Here is an 18150-nt window from a genome sequence, read left to right as displayed (position 1 = left end):
GGCCGCCAGCATCAGCAGCACCGAACAGCTCGCATTCCTTCGGCGGCCGTGATCCATGCCACTAAGGTAGTACCAACTCGGGTGGACTTGGTTCTCGCCAGCAGCGAAAGGGTACTTTATGGACGAACGACTCATGCTCCTCGATACCGCATCGCTGTATTTCCGGGCGTTCCATGCATTGCCCGACTCGATCAAGGCCAAGGATGGAACGCCGGTGAACGCAGTGCGCGGATTGCTCGACATCGTGGCTCGGCTGGTCACCGACTACCGGCCCACCCGACTGGTCGCCTGCTGGGACAACGACTGGCGTCCCGCCTGGCGGGTCGAGCTGATTCCTACCTACAAACGCCACCGCGTGGCCGCCACCGTGCCGGGCGGCGTCGATGTCGAAGAGACGCCGCCGGGGCTGGTGGACCAGCTGCCGCTGATCCGTGAGGTGCTTGCCGCCCTCGACCTCGCCGTCGTGGGGGCTGACCATCATGAGGCCGACGACGTGATCGGCAGCCTTGCCACCCAAGCCGACGTCCCCGTCGACATCGTGACCGGGGACCGGGACCTGTTCCAACTGGTAGACGACGAGCGCGACGTCCGCGTGATCTACACCGCCCGGGGCATGAGCAATCTGGAAGTCCTCACGGACGTGTCAGTGGTGCGCAGGTACGGCGTACTGCCGATCCAGTATGCGGACTTCGCTACGCTGCGCGGAGACACCTCGGACGGCCTGCCGGGGGTCGCCGGCATCGGCGACAAGACCGCGGCCGGGCTGCTGAAGGACCATGGCAGCCTGGACGGGATAATTGCTGCGGCGGCGGACCCGAACGCTGAAATGTCCGGACGGTTCCGGGCGAAGATTGCCGAGGCTGCCGACTATCTCAAGGTGGCGCCCACCGTTGTCAACGTTGTCCGGGACCTTGACCTGGGCGGCTTTGACGGGCGCTTGCGGGCACCCGACAGCGACCATGCAGAACGGCTTGATCGGCTCGGCAACGAGCTGAACATCAGTGGGCCTCTGGGCCGCGCCCGCAAGGCGTTGGCGACGGTCGGCGACACCTCCGCCTGACCGTGCCGCGTCCGGGCACGCCGGGTGTTCCCGCGGGCGCCCGGGTTCTCCCGCGGGGCGCCCGGCCAGACCGGTCAGGAATGGAGAAGCGCCCGCGCCCACGCCACAGCTAGCATTACCGTCATGGATATCTTCACCGCCGGAGACCACAACGGTGACCCCGCCCTACAGATGGAGACACGATGAGCACGGCCACCACGACGGACTCGCAGCCCGGGCCGATGCACGCTGCGGACCGCCACGACCTGATCACCGTGCAGGGCGCGCGGGTGAACAACCTGAAGGACATCAGTGTTGAGATCCCCAAGCGCCGCCTGACGGTCTTTACCGGTGTCTCCGGTTCTGGCAAGAGTTCGCTGGTGTTCGCCACCATCGCCGCGGAGTCCCAGCGGATGATCAATGAGACGTACAGCGCCTTCGTGCAGGGTTTCATGCCGACGTTGGCCCGCCCAGAGGTCGACGTGCTCGAAGGGCTGACCACCGCGATCATCGTTGACCAAGAACGGCTGGGCGCCAACCCGCGTTCCACCGTCGGCACCGTCACGGACGCCAACGCCATGCTGCGGATTCTTTTCAGCCGGCTGGGGGACCCGCACATCGGCTCGCCCAACGCGTATTCGTTCAACGTGCCGTCGGTGAAGGCCAGCGGTGCCATTACGGTAGAGCGCGGCGGCAAGACCAAGGCCGAAAAGGCCACGTTCAACCGGCTGGGCGGCATGTGCCCACGCTGTGAGGGCATGGGATCGGTGAGTGACTTCGATCTGACGGCACTCTACGATGACACCAAGTCACTGTCCGAGGGAGCCCTGACGGTCCCGGGTTACAGCATGGATGGCTGGTATGGCCGCATCTTCAGCGGTGCCGGCTTGCCGATGGACAAGCCCATCGGCAAGTACACCAAGAAGGAGCTGCATCAGCTGCTCTACGCCGAGCCCGCCAAGATCAAGGTGGAGGGCATCAACCTCACCTATGAAGGGCTCATCCCCAAGATCCAGAAGTCGATGCTCTCCAAGGACCGAGAGGCTATGCAGCCCCACGTCCGGGCCTTCGTGGACCGGGCCATCACCTTTGACACCTGCCCCGACTGCGGCGGCACCCGGCTGGCCCAGGAGGCCCTGTCGTCGAAGATCAAGGGGCAGAACATCGCGGACCTCTGCTCGATGCAGATAACCGACCTGGCCGACTGGGTCCGGAAACTGGATGAGCCCTCGGTCGCCCCGCTGGTCTCGGGGCTGCAGCATCTGCTCGACTCGTTCACCGAAATCGGCCTCGGCTACCTCTCCCTTGACCGGCCCTCGGGCACGCTGTCCGGGGGAGAGGCACAGCGCACCAAGATGATCCGCCATCTCGGCTCCTCGCTCACGGACGTCACCTATGTGTTCGACGAGCCCACCATCGGATTGCACCCCCATGACATCGAGCGGATGAACCAGCTGTTGCTGCAGCTGCGGGACAAGGGCAACACCGTGCTGGTCGTCGAGCACAAGCCGGAGACCATCGCGATCGCCGACCACACGGTGGACCTCGGCCCCCGCGCCGGCACGGCGGGCGGAGAAGTGGTCTTCGAGGGCAGCGTCGATGGCTTGCGCGCCAGCGACACGCTGACCGGGCGGCACCTGGATGACCGGGCGAGGCTCAAAGATTCCGTCCGCGAGGCCCGCGGCGCCCTTGAGGTCCGCGGCGCCACTACGAACAACCTGCAAGGCGTCGACGTCGATATCCCGCTCGGAATTCTCTGCGTCCTCACCGGTGTCGCCGGTTCCGGCAAGAGCTCGCTGATCAACGGCTCGGTGGCCCGCCGTGAGGGGGTGGTGGTGGTCGACCAAGGCGCAATCCGCGGTTCCCGGCGCAGCAATCCGGCCACCTACACAGGGCTGCTCGAGCCGATCCGGAAGGCGTTTGCGAAGGCCAATGGCGTCAAGCCGGCGCTCTTCAGCTCGAACTCGGAAGGCGCCTGCCCGGTCTGCAACGGCGCCGGCGTGATTTACACCGACCTCGGCATCATGGAGACGGTCGAGTCGACCTGCGAGGAATGCGAAGGAAAGCGCTTCCAGTCCGCAGTGCTGGAGTACACGTTGGGGGAGCGGAACATAGCGGAAGTGCTCGCGATGTCCGTGACCGAGGCCGAGGAGTTCTTTGGCTCCGGCGAGGCGCGCACGCCGGCGGCACATAAGATCCTGGACCGGCTTGCGGACGTCGGCCTCGGCTACCTCACATTGGGCCAGCCACTGACCACTTTGTCCGGGGGAGAGCGGCAGCGGCTCAAGCTGGCCACGCAGATGGCTGAAAAGGGCGACATCTACATCCTCGACGAGCCAACCACCGGGCTTCACTTGGCCGACGTCGAGCAACTGCTCGGCCTGCTGGATCGGCTGGTGGATTCCGGCAAATCGGTCATCGTCATCGAGCACCACCAGGCCGTCATGGCACATGCAGACCGGATCATCGATCTGGGACCGGGCGCCGGCAACGAGGGCGGCCGGATCGTCTTCGAAGGCACACCCGCCGAACTGGTTGCCGACCGTTCCACCCTGACCGGCAAACACCTGGCTGCCTACGTCGGAGCCTGACGCTGCCGTTGCGACTGATAATCCTGCGCCATGAGCGTCCAACCATGGCGCAGGATTATGTCAACCTAGCGATCGTCAGCCGGCCGGCCGCGGATGGGTCGGTGTTCCGGGCTTCGCCTGCTGAGCCGTAGAGGGATACGGCTGCAACACGGGCATCTCAACACGAATATGTCGGTTCACAGACGCCAGGGACTGCACGGACATCTCGGCTCGCATTCAATCGTCTCAGCGTTGACACAGTCAGCATCCAGGCAAACATGTCCGCGTGGCAACTTTGGCCCGCAAATACAACACGGCGTCGGTTCGAGACAGCCGGCCGGAGATGCGTCGTGGCCGGGGAAATCCGCGGGTTTTCGGCGGTCCAGGAAGTTCGCCGCAGTCAGAGAGTCAGCTGCCATGCCGCCGATGCAAAACTCCCCGCCCGGCCCTATCCATAACGCCGATAATCCACATTATGTCAAGTAGAACAGCCATTACCGCTCCCGGTGCCTGATCAGCCCACCGGACGCAGTTCTGGCATCGCGCTGTCCGTTGACCCTGAATGCGCGCTGGATCTGCGGAGCCGCCCTTCAACCCAGTTGAACTAAGTCCTATCGTGAGCGTCTGTTGGCCCGGACAAACTGGACCGCAGGCAGCAGGCTCGCGCCCCTGTCAGCCCCTAACCCTCTGCCGGGAGAAGGTCGGCGAGCTTTGACGGCGCGGGGCTGCTGCGGACTGAGGTTTGGCTCATGGTCATTTTCTTCAGCACCGTCCGAAACCATCGGTGCTCCCCCGGCTCGGCCGTACCGGTCCCGCTGTGGGTGGATTACGACCGTAAATCCTCGACATCCTCCTGCCCATCATCCAGGCGGTTGGGTGAGCGGATTCCACGGGCTTGGCTCACCTTCCTAAAGTCAGCTAAAGACAAAGAACGGCAAGCCTGCACAAGACAGCCTGTCCGGGCCAAAATCGCTCGCGCCGCCACCGCGGAGCTCTAGCGGGTCGCGCTTATGGTCATCGCCGCCTGCAGGTCAATTCTTGGAGCCGGTGAGTGCGAGTGTTCCGCCGAGGCCGATCATCATCACCCCGCCCGAGCCCGACAGCGTGGAGATTCGTCGAGGTGACTTGGCGAACCATGCTCGGGCGGTGCCAGCGGCGAGGGCCCACACACTATCGCAGACGAGCGCGATCGCCTGAAAGGTCAGCCCGAGAAGGAGGAGTTGCGCCCACACCGCACCCGTGGCGGGGTCGACGAATTGCGGCAGCACGGCGAGGAAGAAGGCAAGGGTTTTGGGGTTGGTGAAACCGACAATGAAGCCTTGGCGCAGCAACTTCCAGGAGGACGCTGGCACCCGGGATGTTCCCGATACGTGTGCGTGGCGGTGGCGAATAGCTTGGATGCCGAGCCAGACGAGGTATAGACCACCAGCGATCTTGAGGACGGTGAAGGCAACGACAGAGGCCGCCACGATGGCGCCGACACCGAAGGCGACGGCAAGAATTGCGGGGATGATCCCGAGAGAGTTGCCTGCGACGCTCAAGACTCCCGCCCGGCGGCCGAAGGCGATGGAGCGGCCGATGGTGAAGAGCACACTAGGACCGGGAATCACGATGATCACCGCCGCTGTGACGGCGAATGCGAAGAAGTTCTCAACCGGAACCATGACTGAACCATACTCTCGGTCCGTTTCGAACGCTTACTGAGAAGCGCTCCCCCGACGGGTCGGCACCGGCCTGTCCCCCTGTTTCGCTGTGCCGCGTGGCCGGCGTCTCGCAGTTTTGCCGCAGGGTGCTTCCACGTCGGCTTCCAATGGTTTAGAACGGGGCCTTTCATGCCTAGCCAAGAAGCTCCCATCTACGGGGTTTTCGCCGCCACCGGCGAGCAGGGCGGGTCCACAGCCGAGGCGCTTCTCGACCAGGGCGTCCGGGACCGCGCCCTGATCCGCCGCCCCGACTCCAAGAAGGCCCAAGCCCTTGAAGCCCGCGGCGTCGCAGAAGCCATGTTCATATGGTTTGCCGAGCTGCCCGCCTTCCAAGCGGACTGCGAGGCCACCAGAAACCCCACCAGTGGGTCACTGAACCTGTCGCAATGGCTGTCGACCACAGGGTGGAAGCCTTCCACCCGCTGACCACCGTGCAGCCAAACATCCCGGAACGTGTCAGCAGGTGCACTGGGTCAGTGGCCCGGTCCGGTGACGATCTTCTGCCGTTCGGCTTCGTGCGCCCCGCCCTTCTTCGCCAGAGTGATACACGCCTCTTCGATGTCACGGGCGAGCGTATCAACGTGCTCCCGGCTCAGCGTTTCCTTCACCAGGGCCCGCATGATCGTTACGTCCTGAGCATCCGGCGGCATGGTGTAAGCCGGCACCATCCAGCCCCGCTCTGCCGCTAGCTGCCACGCAATGTCGAACTCGTCGTACCCAGTCTCATCGGCGAGCCGGAATGCGACCAGCGGAAGCTGCTCCTCGGCGCGTCCGATGATCTCGAACAGCCCCATGGCCTCCAACTTATCGGCGAGGACCCCGGCGTTGGCCTGCATGTTGCGCATGATGTAGGCGTAGCCGGCCCGGCCGTAGCGCACGAAGTTGTAGTACTGGGCGAGAACCATAGCCGAGCCGGTGGAGAAGTTCAGCGTGAACGTTGAATCGGTCTTGCCGAGGTAGTTCTCCTCGAACACCAGATCTTTGGCTAGGTCGGCCCTCTCACGGAAGATCAGCCAACCGATGCCGGGATAGACGAGTCCAAACTTATGTCCGGAGACATTGATCGAGCGGACCTGCTCAAGCCTGAAGTCCCACTCGGAATCCGGGTACAGGAAGGGCCAGACGAATCCCCCACTGGCCGCGTCCACGTGCAACGGCACGTCGAGGTTCCGCTCGCGCTTGATCCGCAGCAGCAAGTCGTTGATGCCGACGATGTCGTCCTTGTGCCCGGTGAACGTGGTGCCCAGCACCGCTGCGACGCCGATGGTGTTCTCGTCAACATGGGCCTGCACGTCGGCTGGCCCTATCGTGTATTTTCCCGGCCGGAGCGGCACGATCCGCGGCTCGACGTCGAAGTAACGGCAGAACTTCTCCCAGACCACATGAACGTCCCCGCCGAACACCAGATTCGGGCTCGACACCGACGCACCGGCGGCCTCGCGGCGCTTGCGCCAATTCCACTTCAGCGACAGGCCGCCGAGCATGATCGCTTCGGACGATCCCTGCGTTCGGGCTCCCGTCGTCTCGCCGGGGGCATGGAAGAGATCGGCCAGCATCCGAATGCAGCGCTGCTCGATCTCGGCCGTGCGTGGATATTCGGCATGGTCAATGAAATTGCGGTGCAGGTTCTCGGCGATGATCCGTTGGGCCTCTGGCTCCATCCACGTCGTCACGAAGGTCGCCAAGTTCCGGGCCGGATCCCCCTCCAGCGCCAGGTCCTCCGCCACCAGCCGCAAAGCGTCCTGAGCAGGAATGCCGGCTTCAGGAAACTCGCGGCTCGGCACTTCTTCGGTGACGAATCGGTTGCCGAACAGCGCCGCGTCGGCGTCCGTCGGCTGGAATTTGGGTGACATCGGTTCTCCTTAGCTGGCCACCCGCTCTACGGCGGAAGCCTCGAGAGAGGTTTCGCGATGGACCACGGCTGGTCCGTCACACCCCTTCAAGCTAAGGCGTCCGGTGGGGGCAGGCGTCACCCAATGAGGGTGAAAGAGAACCACAGGCTACGCACGCGACTCGACGCGCTCGGCGAGCTGACGGATGACCGTGCCCCAGCCTTCATGGAAGCCCAGCTGTTCGTGCTGGTCACGGTCGGCGATGCTGCGGTGCATGGCGGTGGCCGTGTACTCGGTTCCGTCGATGTGTTCCTTCAGAGTAATCACGGCGGTCAGGAATGATGCTTCTGCGGGGCGCCATCCGACGACGAGTGCGTCCGTGAAGACGATTCGCTCGAGCTCATCGATGGCGAGGAAGCAGCCGGTGATGTGGGGGCCAAACGCACCGCCGTCCTGGCTGATCTCGGTGCGGAAGGAGCCACCGGGGCGGAGGTCCATGTCCCGCACACGGCAGACCGCCGGCCGGGGAACCCACCATTGCTCAAAGCTCCGGGGATCGGCCCAAGCTTTCCAGACGGCCGAACGTGGGGCCTTAATGATGCGGGAGACGGTCAGGTCAAGTTCCGGGTGAACGGTGGTGGTGATCATGTCGATGCTTCCTTATCTGGCCTTGTGCTGACATCCTGCGTGGTGGTGACGAAGTGCTCGAGTCGGTCGGTGCGCGCTTCCCAGAGGCGTCGTTGGTCGCTGAGCCAGGCCTCGGCGTCGTCAAAGGATTTCGGGACGAGGGCGCAGATCCGCACCCGCCCGGTCTTGCGCGTCGTGATCCACCCGGTGTCCTGGAGGTAGCGGATGTGCTTCATGAACGACGGCAGCGCCATGTCGAACGGTGCCGCCAACTCGCCAATGCTGGCCGACCCCGCCCCCAGCCGGGCGAGCACGGCACGGCGGGTCGGATCGGCAAGGGCTTGGAATACACCGTCGAGTTGCCCCGAAGACTGAGCCATACGGCTAAGTTAGTGTCTGTCTGCATTGCGCTGGGGCCTTGACGGCTTCTGCAGGGTGTGCCGCTCATCTCCCCTCTTCCTGATGGCAACGTTCACTGACGGCGTAGCAGCATCTGGATTAGTGCCGGGTTCAAAACCGTTCCACTATTACCCGACGTACTCAAGGAATTCCATGGATACCAATGGAATGGGCCCGGACCGTTCCGCAGACCACGATCCGATGGACACCTACTCGCAGACTGTGATGCGTGTTGCCGAAATCGTCACCCCGCACGTAGCTGCCGTAGAGGTGAGGAACGGCCACGGCAGCCGGGCCCTGGTTGGCAGCGGTTCCGCTGTGGTCTTCACCCATGATGGCTACATGTTGACGAACGCCCACGTTGTTGCGGGTGCCACGGCTGGCTCTGCCGCCTTCGCCAATGGTGAAGTCACGGAGATCGAGATTATCGGCGCCGATCTCTTGTCCGACCTTGCAGTCATTCGCGGCCTGGCGACGACGCCTCTGCCCGCAGAGCTCGGGAACGCTGAATCGCTGCGGGTGGGCCAGCTCGTCATAGCAGTGGGTAATCCCCTCGGGTTGGCGGGATCGGTCACCGCCGGGGTTGTCAGCGGGCTTGGACGCTCGATTCCCACCCGGACGAGTCGTGGCCGGCACGTCATCGAGGACGTGATTCAAACAGACGCAGCGCTCAATCCGGGTAACTCGGGCGGCGCCCTCGCCGACAGCCGGGGACGCGTCGTCGGGATCAATACCGCCGTCGCCGGTACAGGCCTTGGGCTGGCGGTTCCCATCAATGCCACAACGCGCCGCATCATCTCAGCGCTCATGAGCGCCGGCAGGGTTCGGCGCGCCTATCTCGGCCTGGTGAGCACGCCCGTACGCCTTCCGGCGCACATGGCTCTTCGTTCGGGACAGCGGGATGCGCTGAGAGTTGTTGAGGTCATTGCCGGCTCCCCCGCCGAGCGCGCCGGGATCAAGCCAGGCGATCTTGTGGTGGACGCCGGCCGACGTCATGTCTCCAGTGCGGAAAGCCTCCAGAAGTTGCTCTTCGCCGACGCCATCGGCGTTCCCTTTCCGCTGACCGTCCTGAGGTCAGGAGCCCTGGTGGATGTCATAGCCCTGCCAGTGGAAATGTCAGAAACCACCTAGAGACGGCCGCTGTGCACGGTCATAGAGAGCGGCGTAGGCCGCCCCGTCCTCAGGGCTGCGCCTTCAGTAGCCGCCGTTCCACACGGCCATTGCTGTCAGGACGAACCCGGTCACCGCGCCGATGGCGACAAGCCACCCGGCAACCAGCATCGTGACGTGCCTGGAGTGATCCTGAGTCAGCCGTTCGCCGTGGGGGTGCGAAAACGCTATCGAATCCGCGGCGAGCAGGAAGACCACCAGGCCCACAAGAGCCATGCCCCAGGCAAAAAATTCCAGCCAATGCACTAACGGACCAACCGGAGTAAACATACCTACGGTATACGCCCGCGTAACGGAAGCCACAAGGGTGCCAGCGCCATTCCGGCCGCCTGACGGCTATGGCCGGGCCGTCGGCTGCAGGCCTTAGAGGGCGCCGATGGCCAGCCAAGATGGACGGCTAGGGGCCCTTCCGCGGCAGGCGCACCCACCGGGAACTGCCGCTAGCCAGCGTCGTAAGCGCGCTGCAGTTCGTCGATGTCGATTTTCTTCATCTGCAGCATCGCCTCCATAGCGCGCTGTGCTTTCTGTGGATCTGGCCCGCCGATCAGCCGTGGCAGCGCCGATGGAATGATTTGCCAGGACAATCCGTACTTGTCCTTGAGCCAGCCGCACTGGCTCTCGGCTCCCCCGTCGGCGGTCAAGGCATCCCAGAGCCGGTCCACCTCCGCTTGGTCCTCACAGTCCACCTGCATTGACACCGCCTCGTTGAACGTGAACTGCGCACCCCCGTTCAGCGCAGTAAAGCTTTGACCGTCCAGCTCGAACTCGACGGTCAAGACCTGCCCTTCCGAGCCTGATCCGCTCTCGCCATAGTGCGTGACGTCGAGGATGTTGGAGTTCTTGAACAGCTGGACGTAGAACCTTGCCGCCTCCTCGGCTTCGCCGTCGAACCAGAGGCACGGTGTGATCTTCTGCATGATGGGTTACTCCCCTGTAGTGGACGTACCGGATGTGTTGGCTGTTCCAACTGCGTCAGGCGTACCAGAACCAGCCGACGGGCGTCCACGAATCGGGCACTTCGTGACCGCTGAATGATCCGCATCGGCTGCAGCTGTAGCTGGCATTTGCCGGCACCCGCTGCCCATCCGGAAGCAGCCGCAACGGCGTGAATTCCTCGACGATGAGATATTGGTCAGTGCCACAGTGCTGGCAATCGGGTGCATTCGGCACGTCCGGACTGGGTTGGGCGGAACGCCCACCGGCGGTCAGCGTCATGTCGGCCTTCCCCGGCTCAGCCCGCGGAGCCGGCCAGGGCCAGGACGGCGGACCGGGTGCCTGGCGGATCGATGACCCGTAGCCTGCAGCCCTCCCCCTCCGGGGCCACATAACCGGGCAGATGCTCGCTGGCGCTGCAATCGTGCAGCTCCTCAAGTGCTGCAGCTTCAATGCGAGCGTGCTGCAGATTGATGGTGACGCCGAGGCCGGACGCCAGCGCACTGGTGCGCCGGACCAGCGAATACAGCGCCACGATGTTTCGGGTTGTTACATGTCCGCGCACTTCGATCTGGGCGGCTTCCCGGTCAATGTCCACATGAACGACTACACGCAATTTGGGATCCATAGTCAGTCCCCTCAAGAGTTCCCCATGGCCGCTCCTTGACCGGCCACCATCATAAGAGGAGGTGTGTGACACAGGCAACAAAGCACGTCATAATGTTTCGGAACGGACGAAACGCGGGCTGGATGCCCACCGGCGATGGCCCGCCCTGCTTGGGTGGCTGCCATGAGTGAGGCCGAATTAGAAACGCAGTTGGTCGACGCTATGCAGGACGCGCTGCTCAACAGCGACGATCTGCAAGATTTTCTTGACCAGCTTGCCCAGCATGCCGCGGCGGTGATTGATGAACGCGGAGAGGTGACTTGCAGCGTGCTGGTGCTGCGCGGACCCAGGGACGGCACGGTTTCGGCCACGTACAGCCCGACGTCACCCGGAAACGGGCCGACGTCATGGGCGGAGTACCAACCCAAGTACGACGACGGCCCGGGCCTGAGTGCCCTGCGCTCGGGAGCCGCCGTACTGGTGCCCGACGTCGGGAGGGAGCAACGCTGGAACGACGTGATGGCCGATGCAGCATCGGCCGGGATCGGCTCCATCCTGGCGGTACCGCTCCGGGTGGACGACGGCGGCTTGGGCGCGGTCATGTCCTGCTATCAGCGCCGGGGTCAGGCATTCTCCGAAGCGGTTCTTGCGGCGGTGTCCACCTATGCACGGCTCGCGGCCAAACCGCTTCTGCTCGCGGAACGGTTGGACCGGATGGCTAAGCGGACGGCGCATTTGGTTGCGGCGTTGGAGTCCCGCACCACCATCAACCTCGCCGCTGGGATTGTCATGGGGCAGAACTCCTGCAGCCAGATGCAGGCCATGGAGATCCTGCGCCGTGCTTCAAACGCTCGCAACGTCAAACTTCGAGACGTGGCACAGGGCATCGTCGAACCGCTGGCCGGCGCCGCTACGCGCTTTGAGGACTGACCGGCGGCGCGCCGAATCAGCGCACCAGCACCGCAATTCCGGTGGCCGCAGCGGCCCACAACACGCTGGCAAATGTGCCCAAGATGAACCGTTCGGCAGCCCCCGACTGGCCGAGTTCCGAATACCGGCCCAGTCCTTTAACTGCCAGGACAACCGCCAGGCCTTCCGGCCAGTCGGCCAACAAGGTTGAAGCAATGGCCGTGCGCTCGAGCACTCCAATCCAGGCTCCGCCGCGCAGAACCGGCGATTCTTCCGGATCGCTGTGGTTGTCCGGGTGGGAAGCATTGAACGAGAGCCGCAGGATGGTGACCGTGGCCGGGCCGCCGCCGATCGCTGCCGCCGCCACGCCCAAGGCATAGGCGACCGGCCCCAGTCCACCGTGACCCAGCACAGCCAACAGCGCGGCAACCCCCAGCAGAAGCAGCGAGAGGGCGCTGGCAGCGTACAGCAAGCGGTTTCCGGCTCCCTGGAACCGCTCAAAGTACATAGGGCCGGCCACGGCGGCGGCCACGCAGAGCACCACCAGTGCCACGGCGCTCATCGATCAGCTCCTTCCAGCAGTGCTTGTGCAGCCGATTGCCCCCGGCGGCATTCGTGCCACAGTCCACTATGCAGCCTGCTTGAGACAGCTTGCTGCGTTATCCCTAGCCTGTCGGCAATTTGCTGTTGGGTGAGTCCTTGATCACTGAGCTCCCCGGCTTCGCGGGCCTCCCTGCTGCGTTTGCGTGCCACCGATACCAGCAGTTGCAGCACCGCCTCGGCATGCCCGGCTTCTGCGCGCGCACCGGCGACGGCGATGTTCCCCGGCGAGGTTTTGGCCGCGGTCACTGCTTCCCGTGCCCGCTCGAACGCCTCGCCGGAACCCGCCCGCGTTGATTCCGGCAGCGGTTCATCAACCCTGCCAATCCCAATGCCCACGCTCCAGTTGTTGCTGGCAGCCAGGTCCAGCGCAATCTCCATTGCCACGGAAGCGTCCGCCGCCACCGCTTGCATCTCATCACCGGCGGTCCGCTCAAAGCCACGAAGCAGCGGCCGGGCAGGATCGGTGTTCAGGACATCGAGCGCTTCCCGGACCAGATCCTCGCGGCTTCGGGACCGGCGCTGGTCCACCGTCAAGACAAACATACAACCCTGCTTCCTTGTAGTGGATCGTACAAGTATGCAGGGTTGTAGCCGCACCGGCAACCTTCAGCCTCTACTCCGACGGCTCGTGGCTGGCAAATCCCAGAAGATTGCCTTCGGAGTCGCGGACAAAAGCCAACCATTCATCCGTTTCCGCGGGCCCCAAAGAATCGTCGGCGTGCCGGAAGATAACGTGCGGCTCCGCGATAACCGGCGTCCCGCGCCGGCGAAGTTCCTCTATTTGCGTCCGGACCGAGTCCACCTGCAGGTACAGCAGGGCCGCAGGCGCACCGACCTCCAGCAACAGCCTGACGCCTTCGAGATCGAAGAACACCAGTCCCGGCGGATCGAAGGTGCCGGCCGGAGGATGGCCCAGCAGTTCGGTGTAGAAAGCGGTAGCGCGCCCGAGGTCCTGCACGCCCAAGGCTACCTGGGCCAGCTTCATGCCCGTCCTCCGTCCGGTCGGCCCCAGTTCCACGCCAGGGGCTCCTCAGCCGAATCGTACGCCCGCCTCCGCCCGATAGTGTGGAGTGGTGATTGAAACTTCTCACCGGCTTCGCGCAGGCCTCCCGCTGGTCGCAGGGTCACTGGCCCTGGATCTGGCAGCCATCGTCATTTTTGCCGCCGCCGGCCGAAACACGCATGAACACGGACTGGCCGCCATCGGCATCCTCGTCACCGCTGCCCCATTCCTCATCGGCGCACTCATCGGCTGGGCCGCCTCACGCGCTTGGCGCCGGCCGACCGCCCTCTGGCCCACCGGCGTCGTCGTCTGGCTGGCAGCAGTGGTCTTGGGTCTCGCCCTGCGCGGCCTCGCAGGCGGTGGGCTTGCCCTGTCATTCCAGATCGTGACGCTCCTGGTGCTGGGGGCACTGCTACTGGGATGGCGCGCGCTGGCCGCGCTGTTCAATAAACTACGCTTCCGCCGACGGGTGGAATAACCTCGGTGATAGGAAGATCCCGCTCCAGCAGAAAGGCAGTGCAGTGGCTACAGCATTCGTTCTCATCCGGACCGACGCAACCCGAATTCCGGAGTGTGCCCAGGAAATCTCAGAGCTCGAGGGCATCAGCGAGGTCTACTCGGTCACCGGCGAATGGGACTTGATCGCTGTGGCCCGAGTTGCCAAACACGACGAACTGGCCGACGTCATCGCCGACCGCCTGTCTAAAGTTAAAGGTGTGCAGGCCACCACTACACACATCGCCTTCCGCGCCTATTCCAAGCATGATTTGGATGCCGCGTTTTCGCTCGGATTCGAATAGGGCCTTCCGCCCGCAGAAATGCCCCGGACGCCAGTCCACGTAGACCTGGCGTCCGGGGCCTTTAGTTTGAGCGGCGTTGCCGGCCGGTCAGCCTGCAGGTATCAGCGAGTTACGTCGATCCAGCGCTGCAACGCTCCGGCGGCGGCCCCGCTGTCGATGGCCTCGTTGGCGCGCTCCAGACCGTCCGCCAGCCGGTCCAGCAGCGGTGCGTCCGCGGATACGTCGTTGGCAACCAGCGCGGCAGCGGCATTGAGGACGACGGCGTCCCGCACCGGTCCTTTATCGCCTGCCAACACCCGGCGCACCACCTCGGCATTGGCGGCGGCGTCGCCACCGCGCAGATCGTCCAGCGTGGCCCGAGGGATGCCCAAGTCCAACGGTTCCAATTCGTGCTCCGTCACGGCACCGTTGCGGACCTCCCATACCGAGGAAGGACCCGTGGTGGTCAGCTCATCCAGCCCGTCCCCGCCACGGAACACCAGCGCGCGGATGCCGCGGGCAGCCAGTACGCCGGCAATCAACGGTGCCAGCCGGGCGTCCGCGACGCCGATGGCCGCCGCCGTGGGGTTCGCCGGATTGGTCATCGGCCCCATGAAGTTGAAGGCCGTGGCCACGCCGAGCTCTCCGCGGACAGCCCCCGCGTAACGCATCGACGGGTGGAAGACTTGGGCAAAGCAGAAAGTGATTCCCGCGTCCACGGCTGTTTGCGCTACCCGGTCCACCGGGAGGTCGAGCCGGACCCCGAGTGCTTCAATCACGTCGGCTGAACCGGAGGACGACGACGCAGCCCGGTTCCCATGCTTGACGATCCGCGCGCCGGCCCCGGCACAGACCAGGGCTGCCATGGACGAGATGTTGACCGTGTTCTGCCGGTCACCGCCCGTGCCGACGATATCCAGTTTCTCGCCCGGAATCTCGATTGGCCGGGCATTGCCGACCATCGCCTCGACCAGCCCGGTTAGCTCATCGACCGTCTCGCCCTTCGCGCGCAACGCGACCAGGAACCCAGCCATCTGCGCATCGGTGGCCCCGCCGGACATGATGGAGTTCATCGCCCACTGGGTTTGAGCGGCAGTGAGGTCCTGCCGCGAGATCAGGGCCGAAATCAATTCCGGCCAGGTGGGTGTGTTCTGAGCGTTCGGTTCCGTCGTCACTTCACTAGGTTATCTACGTTTTGTAGAAACTTCCGGATTGTTAACTTCCGCGCGGTTCCGCGGAATCCTGCGGGTTGGGAACCGAAACGCCGCGCCGGGCGTTCGAATGCATTGGTGAACTGGGCGGATTTATAGACATAATGGCCTTGTGACAACTGCAACCCACGCCCCCAGTACCCCGGCGCATCCAACGCTGAACCGCCCCAACCTGGTTTCTGTCGGAACCGTTGTGTGGCTCTCCAGCGAGCTGATGTTCTTTGCCGGTCTTTTCGCCATGTACTTCACCCTCCGCGCCACTTCCGGCGAGATGTGGGCGATTGAAACCGAAAAGTTGAACGTTCCATTCGCGCTGGCCAACACCATTGTTCTGGTGTCCAGCTCCTTCACCTGCCAGTACGGCGTCTTCGCCGCTGAGCGCCTGCAGGCCCGCCGTACCGGCGGTCTCCTCAATATCGCCAGGTGGGGCATGGTCGAGTGGTTCCTCTTGACGTTCTTCCTCGGCGCCATTTTCGTCTCCGTCCAGGCCTACGAATACGCGATGCTCGTCTCCGAGGGAGTCTCGCTGTCCTCCAACGCCTACGGATCAGCGTTCTACATCACCACCGGCTTCCACGGCCTTCACGTCACGGGCGGGCTCATCGCCTTCCTGCTGATCATCGGCCGCGCCTACGTCGCCAAGAAGTTCGGTCATTTCGAGGCCACGTCTGCCATCGTCACGTCGTACTACTGGCACTTCGTCGACGTCGTGTGGATCGCGCTCTTCATCATCATCTACTTCCTGAAGTAGACGGCCAGAGCCTGCACGCTGCTGCAGGACCGCCCCGGCCGAACATCTACGCACACGCACCGCAGAGTTAGGAACCATCAAGTGAAGGCACTCTCCCAGAGGCGACGACATCCCCTGGCGGCCGTTGCCCTGTTGCTCTTGGGATTGCTGGTCACCGGCGGCTTGTACGCCGTCGCCGGCAATGTCAACGAGGCCAAGGCCCAGACCACCAACTTTTCCGCGCAGGACATCGAAGAGGGCGAAAAGCTCTTCGTGGCCAACTGCGCAACTTGTCACGGAATTGGTGCTGTCGGGGCCCCGCAGGGTGCACACGGCAATCAGGCGGGCCCGGCCTTGATCGGCGTCGGCGCCGCCGCTGTCGACTTCCAGGTGGGCACCGGCCGGATGCCGATGCAGATGTCCGGACCGCAGGCACAGGCCAAGCCGAACCAGTTCTCCGAAGAGCAGACCATGCAGCTTGCTGCGTACGTGGCCTCCCTCGGCGCCGGCCCGGCCATTCCCGAGGAAGAGCTGCTCGATGTCGCTAAGGGAGATCCCGCCGCCGGCGGCGAAATCTTCCGTGTCAACTGCGCCATGTGCCACAACGCTTCCGCCGCCGGCGGTGCATTGACCCGCGGCAAGTTCGCCCCCGCCCTGGCCGGCGTCAGCGAAGCACACATTTACGAAGCCATGGCCACCGGCCCCCAGAACATGCCGGTGTTCAGCGACGCGAACATCTCCCCCGAGGAGAAGCGCGATGTCATCGCCTTCCTGAAGACGATTGAAGAACAGGGCACCCCGGGTGGCTTCTCGCTCGGCTCGCTCGGTCCGGTATCCGAAGGTCTGCTGATGTGGACTGCCGGATTGGGAATCGTTATCGCATTCACCATCTGGCTGACCCAGCGGTCTTCCTAACCTTCGCTCACCGGCGGCCTGCAAGGGCCGCCGCAGAAGCGTCAACAGTCATATATGTTTTTGAACTATTTAGAGAAGGATGAGAGGGATCATGGGCGACCATAGTCACGGCAGTCCGAGCACCTCGGGCACCGTTGCTACGGCTGGTCAGAGCGACGTGGAGAAGTTTCAGGATCCTGGACTTCCCCCGCACCGCCCGCGCCGTGCCGACAAAGATCCCCGGGCGGAAAAGCGCGCCGAACGCCAGGTTGCGATACTCTTCGTAATCTCCATCATCGGCACCGTACTTTTCTTCGTCGGGTACTTTGGCATCCGTTTGGATGACACCATCGCAACGCTGCGTTTTCAGAACTTCACCCTGGGCATGGGTACGGCCTTCGCGATGCTTGGCATCGGCGTCGGCATTGTCCACTGGGCCAAGACCCTTATGCCTGACCACGAAATCGTGGAAGAGCGCCACGAGGTCCGCACCGAAGAGGACCGCCGGGACGCCGAGCAGATCATTGGCCAGGTCCTCGACGAATCGGGCATCTCCCGCCGTCCGCTGATCCGCAACACGCTGATCGGAGCCGGTGTACTGGCCATCCTGCCCGCCATCGGCATCTTCCGCGACCTGTCCAAGGACCTGAACCCGGACGTGCTGCGGCACACCATGTGGGATGCCGGCGTTCGCCTCACCCGCGACCCGAGCGGCACCCCGATCAAAGCTTCGGATGTCACCATTGGTTCCGCCTTCCACGTCATTCCCGAGGGCCTGAACGAAGCCGAACACAAGCTCGAAGAGAAGGCCAAGGCCGTCGTCCTGTTGATGCGGCTGAACCCGGACGAGCTGAATGTCTCCCCCGGTCGCGAAGACTGGAACTACAATGGCATCGTTGCTTATTCGAAAATCTGCACCCACGTCGGATGCCCGGTGGCGCTGTACGAACAGCACACGCACCACCTGCTCTGCCCTTGCCACCAGTCGACCTTCGACCTGACCCAGGAATGCAAGGTGATCTTCGGCCCCGCCGCACACGCCTTGCCCCAGCTTCCGATCAGCGTTGACGACGAGGGCTACTTGGTCGCCACCAGCGACTTCCATGAACCTGTTGGACCGAGCTACTGGGAGCGTGGCTAA

22 protein-coding genes are annotated in these 18150 nt (G+C 64.0%); 10 read left to right on the top strand and 12 right to left on the bottom strand.

From position 1 onward, the window contains the following. Positions 1-118: 118 nt before the first annotated feature. Positions 119-1060, top strand: a complete 942-nt coding sequence (locus AB0N75_RS07890; RefSeq protein WP_364647577.1) for a 5'-3' exonuclease — start codon at positions 119-121, stop codon at positions 1058-1060. A gap of 182 nt (positions 1061-1242) precedes the next feature. After that, on the top strand, positions 1243-3630 hold the full coding sequence (locus tag AB0N75_RS07885; protein ID WP_364647575.1) for an excinuclease ABC subunit UvrA: 2388 nt from the start codon (positions 1243-1245) through the stop codon (positions 3628-3630). 1010 nt (positions 3631-4640) lie between these two features. Here AB0N75_RS07885 and AB0N75_RS07880 read toward each other — a convergent pair. Then, complete coding sequence (locus AB0N75_RS07880) at positions 4641-5273, bottom strand: LysE family translocator (protein WP_364647572.1); 633 nt, start codon at positions 5271-5273, stop codon at positions 4641-4643. Between the two features lie 168 nt (positions 5274-5441). On the opposite strand from AB0N75_RS07880, the gene AB0N75_RS07875 reads away from it, so the two are divergent. Next, positions 5442-5738, top strand: a complete 297-nt coding sequence (locus AB0N75_RS07875) for an NmrA family NAD(P)-binding protein (RefSeq protein ID WP_364647569.1) — start codon at positions 5442-5444, stop codon at positions 5736-5738. Between the two features lie 47 nt (positions 5739-5785). Here AB0N75_RS07875 and AB0N75_RS07870 read toward each other — a convergent pair whose 3' ends face one another. The 3 genes from AB0N75_RS07870 to AB0N75_RS07860 form a co-directional block, all read right to left on the bottom strand. After that, positions 5786-7165: a glutamate decarboxylase gene (locus AB0N75_RS07870; RefSeq protein ID WP_364647566.1), complete on the bottom strand. Its 1380-nt coding sequence runs from the start codon at positions 7163-7165 to the stop codon at positions 5786-5788. A 147-nt stretch (positions 7166-7312) separates the two neighbouring features. Next, entirely contained in the window at positions 7313-7792 is a 480-nt protein-coding gene (locus tag AB0N75_RS07865; RefSeq protein ID WP_364647563.1) for an SRPBCC family protein, read from the bottom strand. Then, positions 7789-8151, bottom strand: coding sequence for a metalloregulator ArsR/SmtB family transcription factor (locus AB0N75_RS07860; RefSeq protein WP_364647560.1), 363 nt, complete (start codon positions 8149-8151; stop codon positions 7789-7791). The genes AB0N75_RS07865 and AB0N75_RS07860 overlap by 4 nt, the downstream gene beginning before the upstream one ends. 172 nt (positions 8152-8323) lie before the next feature. On the opposite strand from AB0N75_RS07860, the gene AB0N75_RS07855 reads away from it, so the two are divergent. After that, complete coding sequence (locus AB0N75_RS07855) at positions 8324-9301, top strand: trypsin-like peptidase domain-containing protein (RefSeq protein ID WP_364647901.1); 978 nt, start codon at positions 8324-8326, stop codon at positions 9299-9301. 63 nt (positions 9302-9364) lie between these two features. Here the strand turns inward: AB0N75_RS07855 and AB0N75_RS07850 are convergent, their stop codons facing one another. The 4 genes from AB0N75_RS07850 to AB0N75_RS07835 form a co-directional block, all read right to left on the bottom strand. Further along, the gene (locus AB0N75_RS07850; RefSeq protein WP_364647557.1) at positions 9365-9610 is read right to left on the bottom strand and encodes a hypothetical protein; all 246 of its coding nucleotides are present in this window, start codon (positions 9608-9610) and stop codon (positions 9365-9367) included. Positions 9611-9780: 170 nt separating this feature from the next. Next, positions 9781-10257: a VOC family protein gene (locus AB0N75_RS07845; protein ID WP_364647554.1), complete on the bottom strand. Its 477-nt coding sequence runs from the start codon at positions 10255-10257 to the stop codon at positions 9781-9783. Between the two features lie 55 nt (positions 10258-10312). Next, entirely contained in the window at positions 10313-10555 is a 243-nt protein-coding gene (locus tag AB0N75_RS07840) for a hypothetical protein (RefSeq protein ID WP_364647551.1), read from the bottom strand. A 16-nt stretch (positions 10556-10571) separates the two neighbouring features. Then, the gene (locus tag AB0N75_RS07835; RefSeq protein ID WP_364647548.1) at positions 10572-10901 is read right to left on the bottom strand and encodes a hypothetical protein; all 330 of its coding nucleotides are present in this window, start codon (positions 10899-10901) and stop codon (positions 10572-10574) included. A gap of 162 nt (positions 10902-11063) precedes the next feature. Between AB0N75_RS07835 and AB0N75_RS07830 the strand changes: the two genes are divergently transcribed. Continuing rightward, positions 11064-11810, top strand: a complete 747-nt coding sequence (locus tag AB0N75_RS07830) for a GAF and ANTAR domain-containing protein (RefSeq protein WP_364647545.1) — start codon at positions 11064-11066, stop codon at positions 11808-11810. A 16-nt stretch (positions 11811-11826) separates the two neighbouring features. Here AB0N75_RS07830 and AB0N75_RS07825 read toward each other — a convergent pair whose 3' ends face one another. The 3 genes from AB0N75_RS07825 to AB0N75_RS07815 all read right to left on the bottom strand — a co-directional run bounded on the left by AB0N75_RS07825 (position 11827) and on the right by AB0N75_RS07815 (position 13377). Then, positions 11827-12351: a hypothetical protein gene (locus AB0N75_RS07825; RefSeq protein WP_364647542.1), complete on the bottom strand. Its 525-nt coding sequence runs from the start codon at positions 12349-12351 to the stop codon at positions 11827-11829. Beyond that, the gene (locus tag AB0N75_RS07820) at positions 12348-12935 is read right to left on the bottom strand and encodes a sigma factor-like helix-turn-helix DNA-binding protein (RefSeq protein ID WP_364647539.1); all 588 of its coding nucleotides are present in this window, start codon (positions 12933-12935) and stop codon (positions 12348-12350) included. The genes AB0N75_RS07825 and AB0N75_RS07820 overlap by 4 nt, the downstream gene beginning before the upstream one ends. A 70-nt stretch (positions 12936-13005) precedes the next feature. Then, complete coding sequence (locus tag AB0N75_RS07815) at positions 13006-13377, bottom strand: VOC family protein (RefSeq protein ID WP_364647536.1); 372 nt, start codon at positions 13375-13377, stop codon at positions 13006-13008. An 88-nt stretch (positions 13378-13465) separates the two neighbouring features. Between AB0N75_RS07815 and AB0N75_RS07810 the strand changes: the two genes are divergently transcribed. Continuing rightward, positions 13466-13873 carry a DUF3054 domain-containing protein gene (locus AB0N75_RS07810; protein ID WP_364647533.1) on the top strand — a complete coding sequence of 136 codons (408 nt, stop codon included), beginning with the start codon at positions 13466-13468 and terminating at the stop codon, positions 13871-13873. A gap of 43 nt (positions 13874-13916) precedes the next feature. After that, the gene (locus tag AB0N75_RS07805) at positions 13917-14195 is read left to right on the top strand and encodes an Lrp/AsnC ligand binding domain-containing protein (protein WP_127512606.1); all 279 of its coding nucleotides are present in this window, start codon (positions 13917-13919) and stop codon (positions 14193-14195) included. A gap of 101 nt (positions 14196-14296) precedes the next feature. Here AB0N75_RS07805 and trpD read toward each other — a convergent pair whose 3' ends face one another. Further along, positions 14297-15349: an anthranilate phosphoribosyltransferase gene (gene trpD / locus AB0N75_RS07800; protein WP_364647530.1), complete on the bottom strand. Its 1053-nt coding sequence runs from the start codon at positions 15347-15349 to the stop codon at positions 14297-14299. Positions 15350-15497: 148 nt separating this feature from the next. On the opposite strand from trpD, the gene AB0N75_RS07795 reads away from it, so the two are divergent. From AB0N75_RS07795 to AB0N75_RS07785, 3 genes are all read left to right on the top strand, one after another. After that, on the top strand, positions 15498-16136 hold the full coding sequence (locus AB0N75_RS07795) for a heme-copper oxidase subunit III (protein ID WP_364647528.1): 639 nt from the start codon (positions 15498-15500) through the stop codon (positions 16134-16136). 81 nt (positions 16137-16217) lie between these two features. Next, complete coding sequence (locus AB0N75_RS07790) at positions 16218-17030, top strand: cytochrome c (protein ID WP_364647525.1); 813 nt, start codon at positions 16218-16220, stop codon at positions 17028-17030. A gap of 91 nt (positions 17031-17121) precedes the next feature. Beyond that, positions 17122-18150, top strand: coding sequence for a Rieske 2Fe-2S domain-containing protein (locus AB0N75_RS07785; protein ID WP_364647522.1), 1029 nt, complete (start codon positions 17122-17124; stop codon positions 18148-18150).

This window comes from Arthrobacter sp. NPDC089319 (genome assembly GCF_040684925.1).
Taxonomy (GTDB): Bacteria; Actinomycetota; Actinomycetes; order Actinomycetales; family Micrococcaceae; genus Crystallibacter.
The sequence above is the reverse complement of the archived record's forward strand: the minus strand, read 5'-3'. Positions and strand labels throughout refer to the sequence as shown.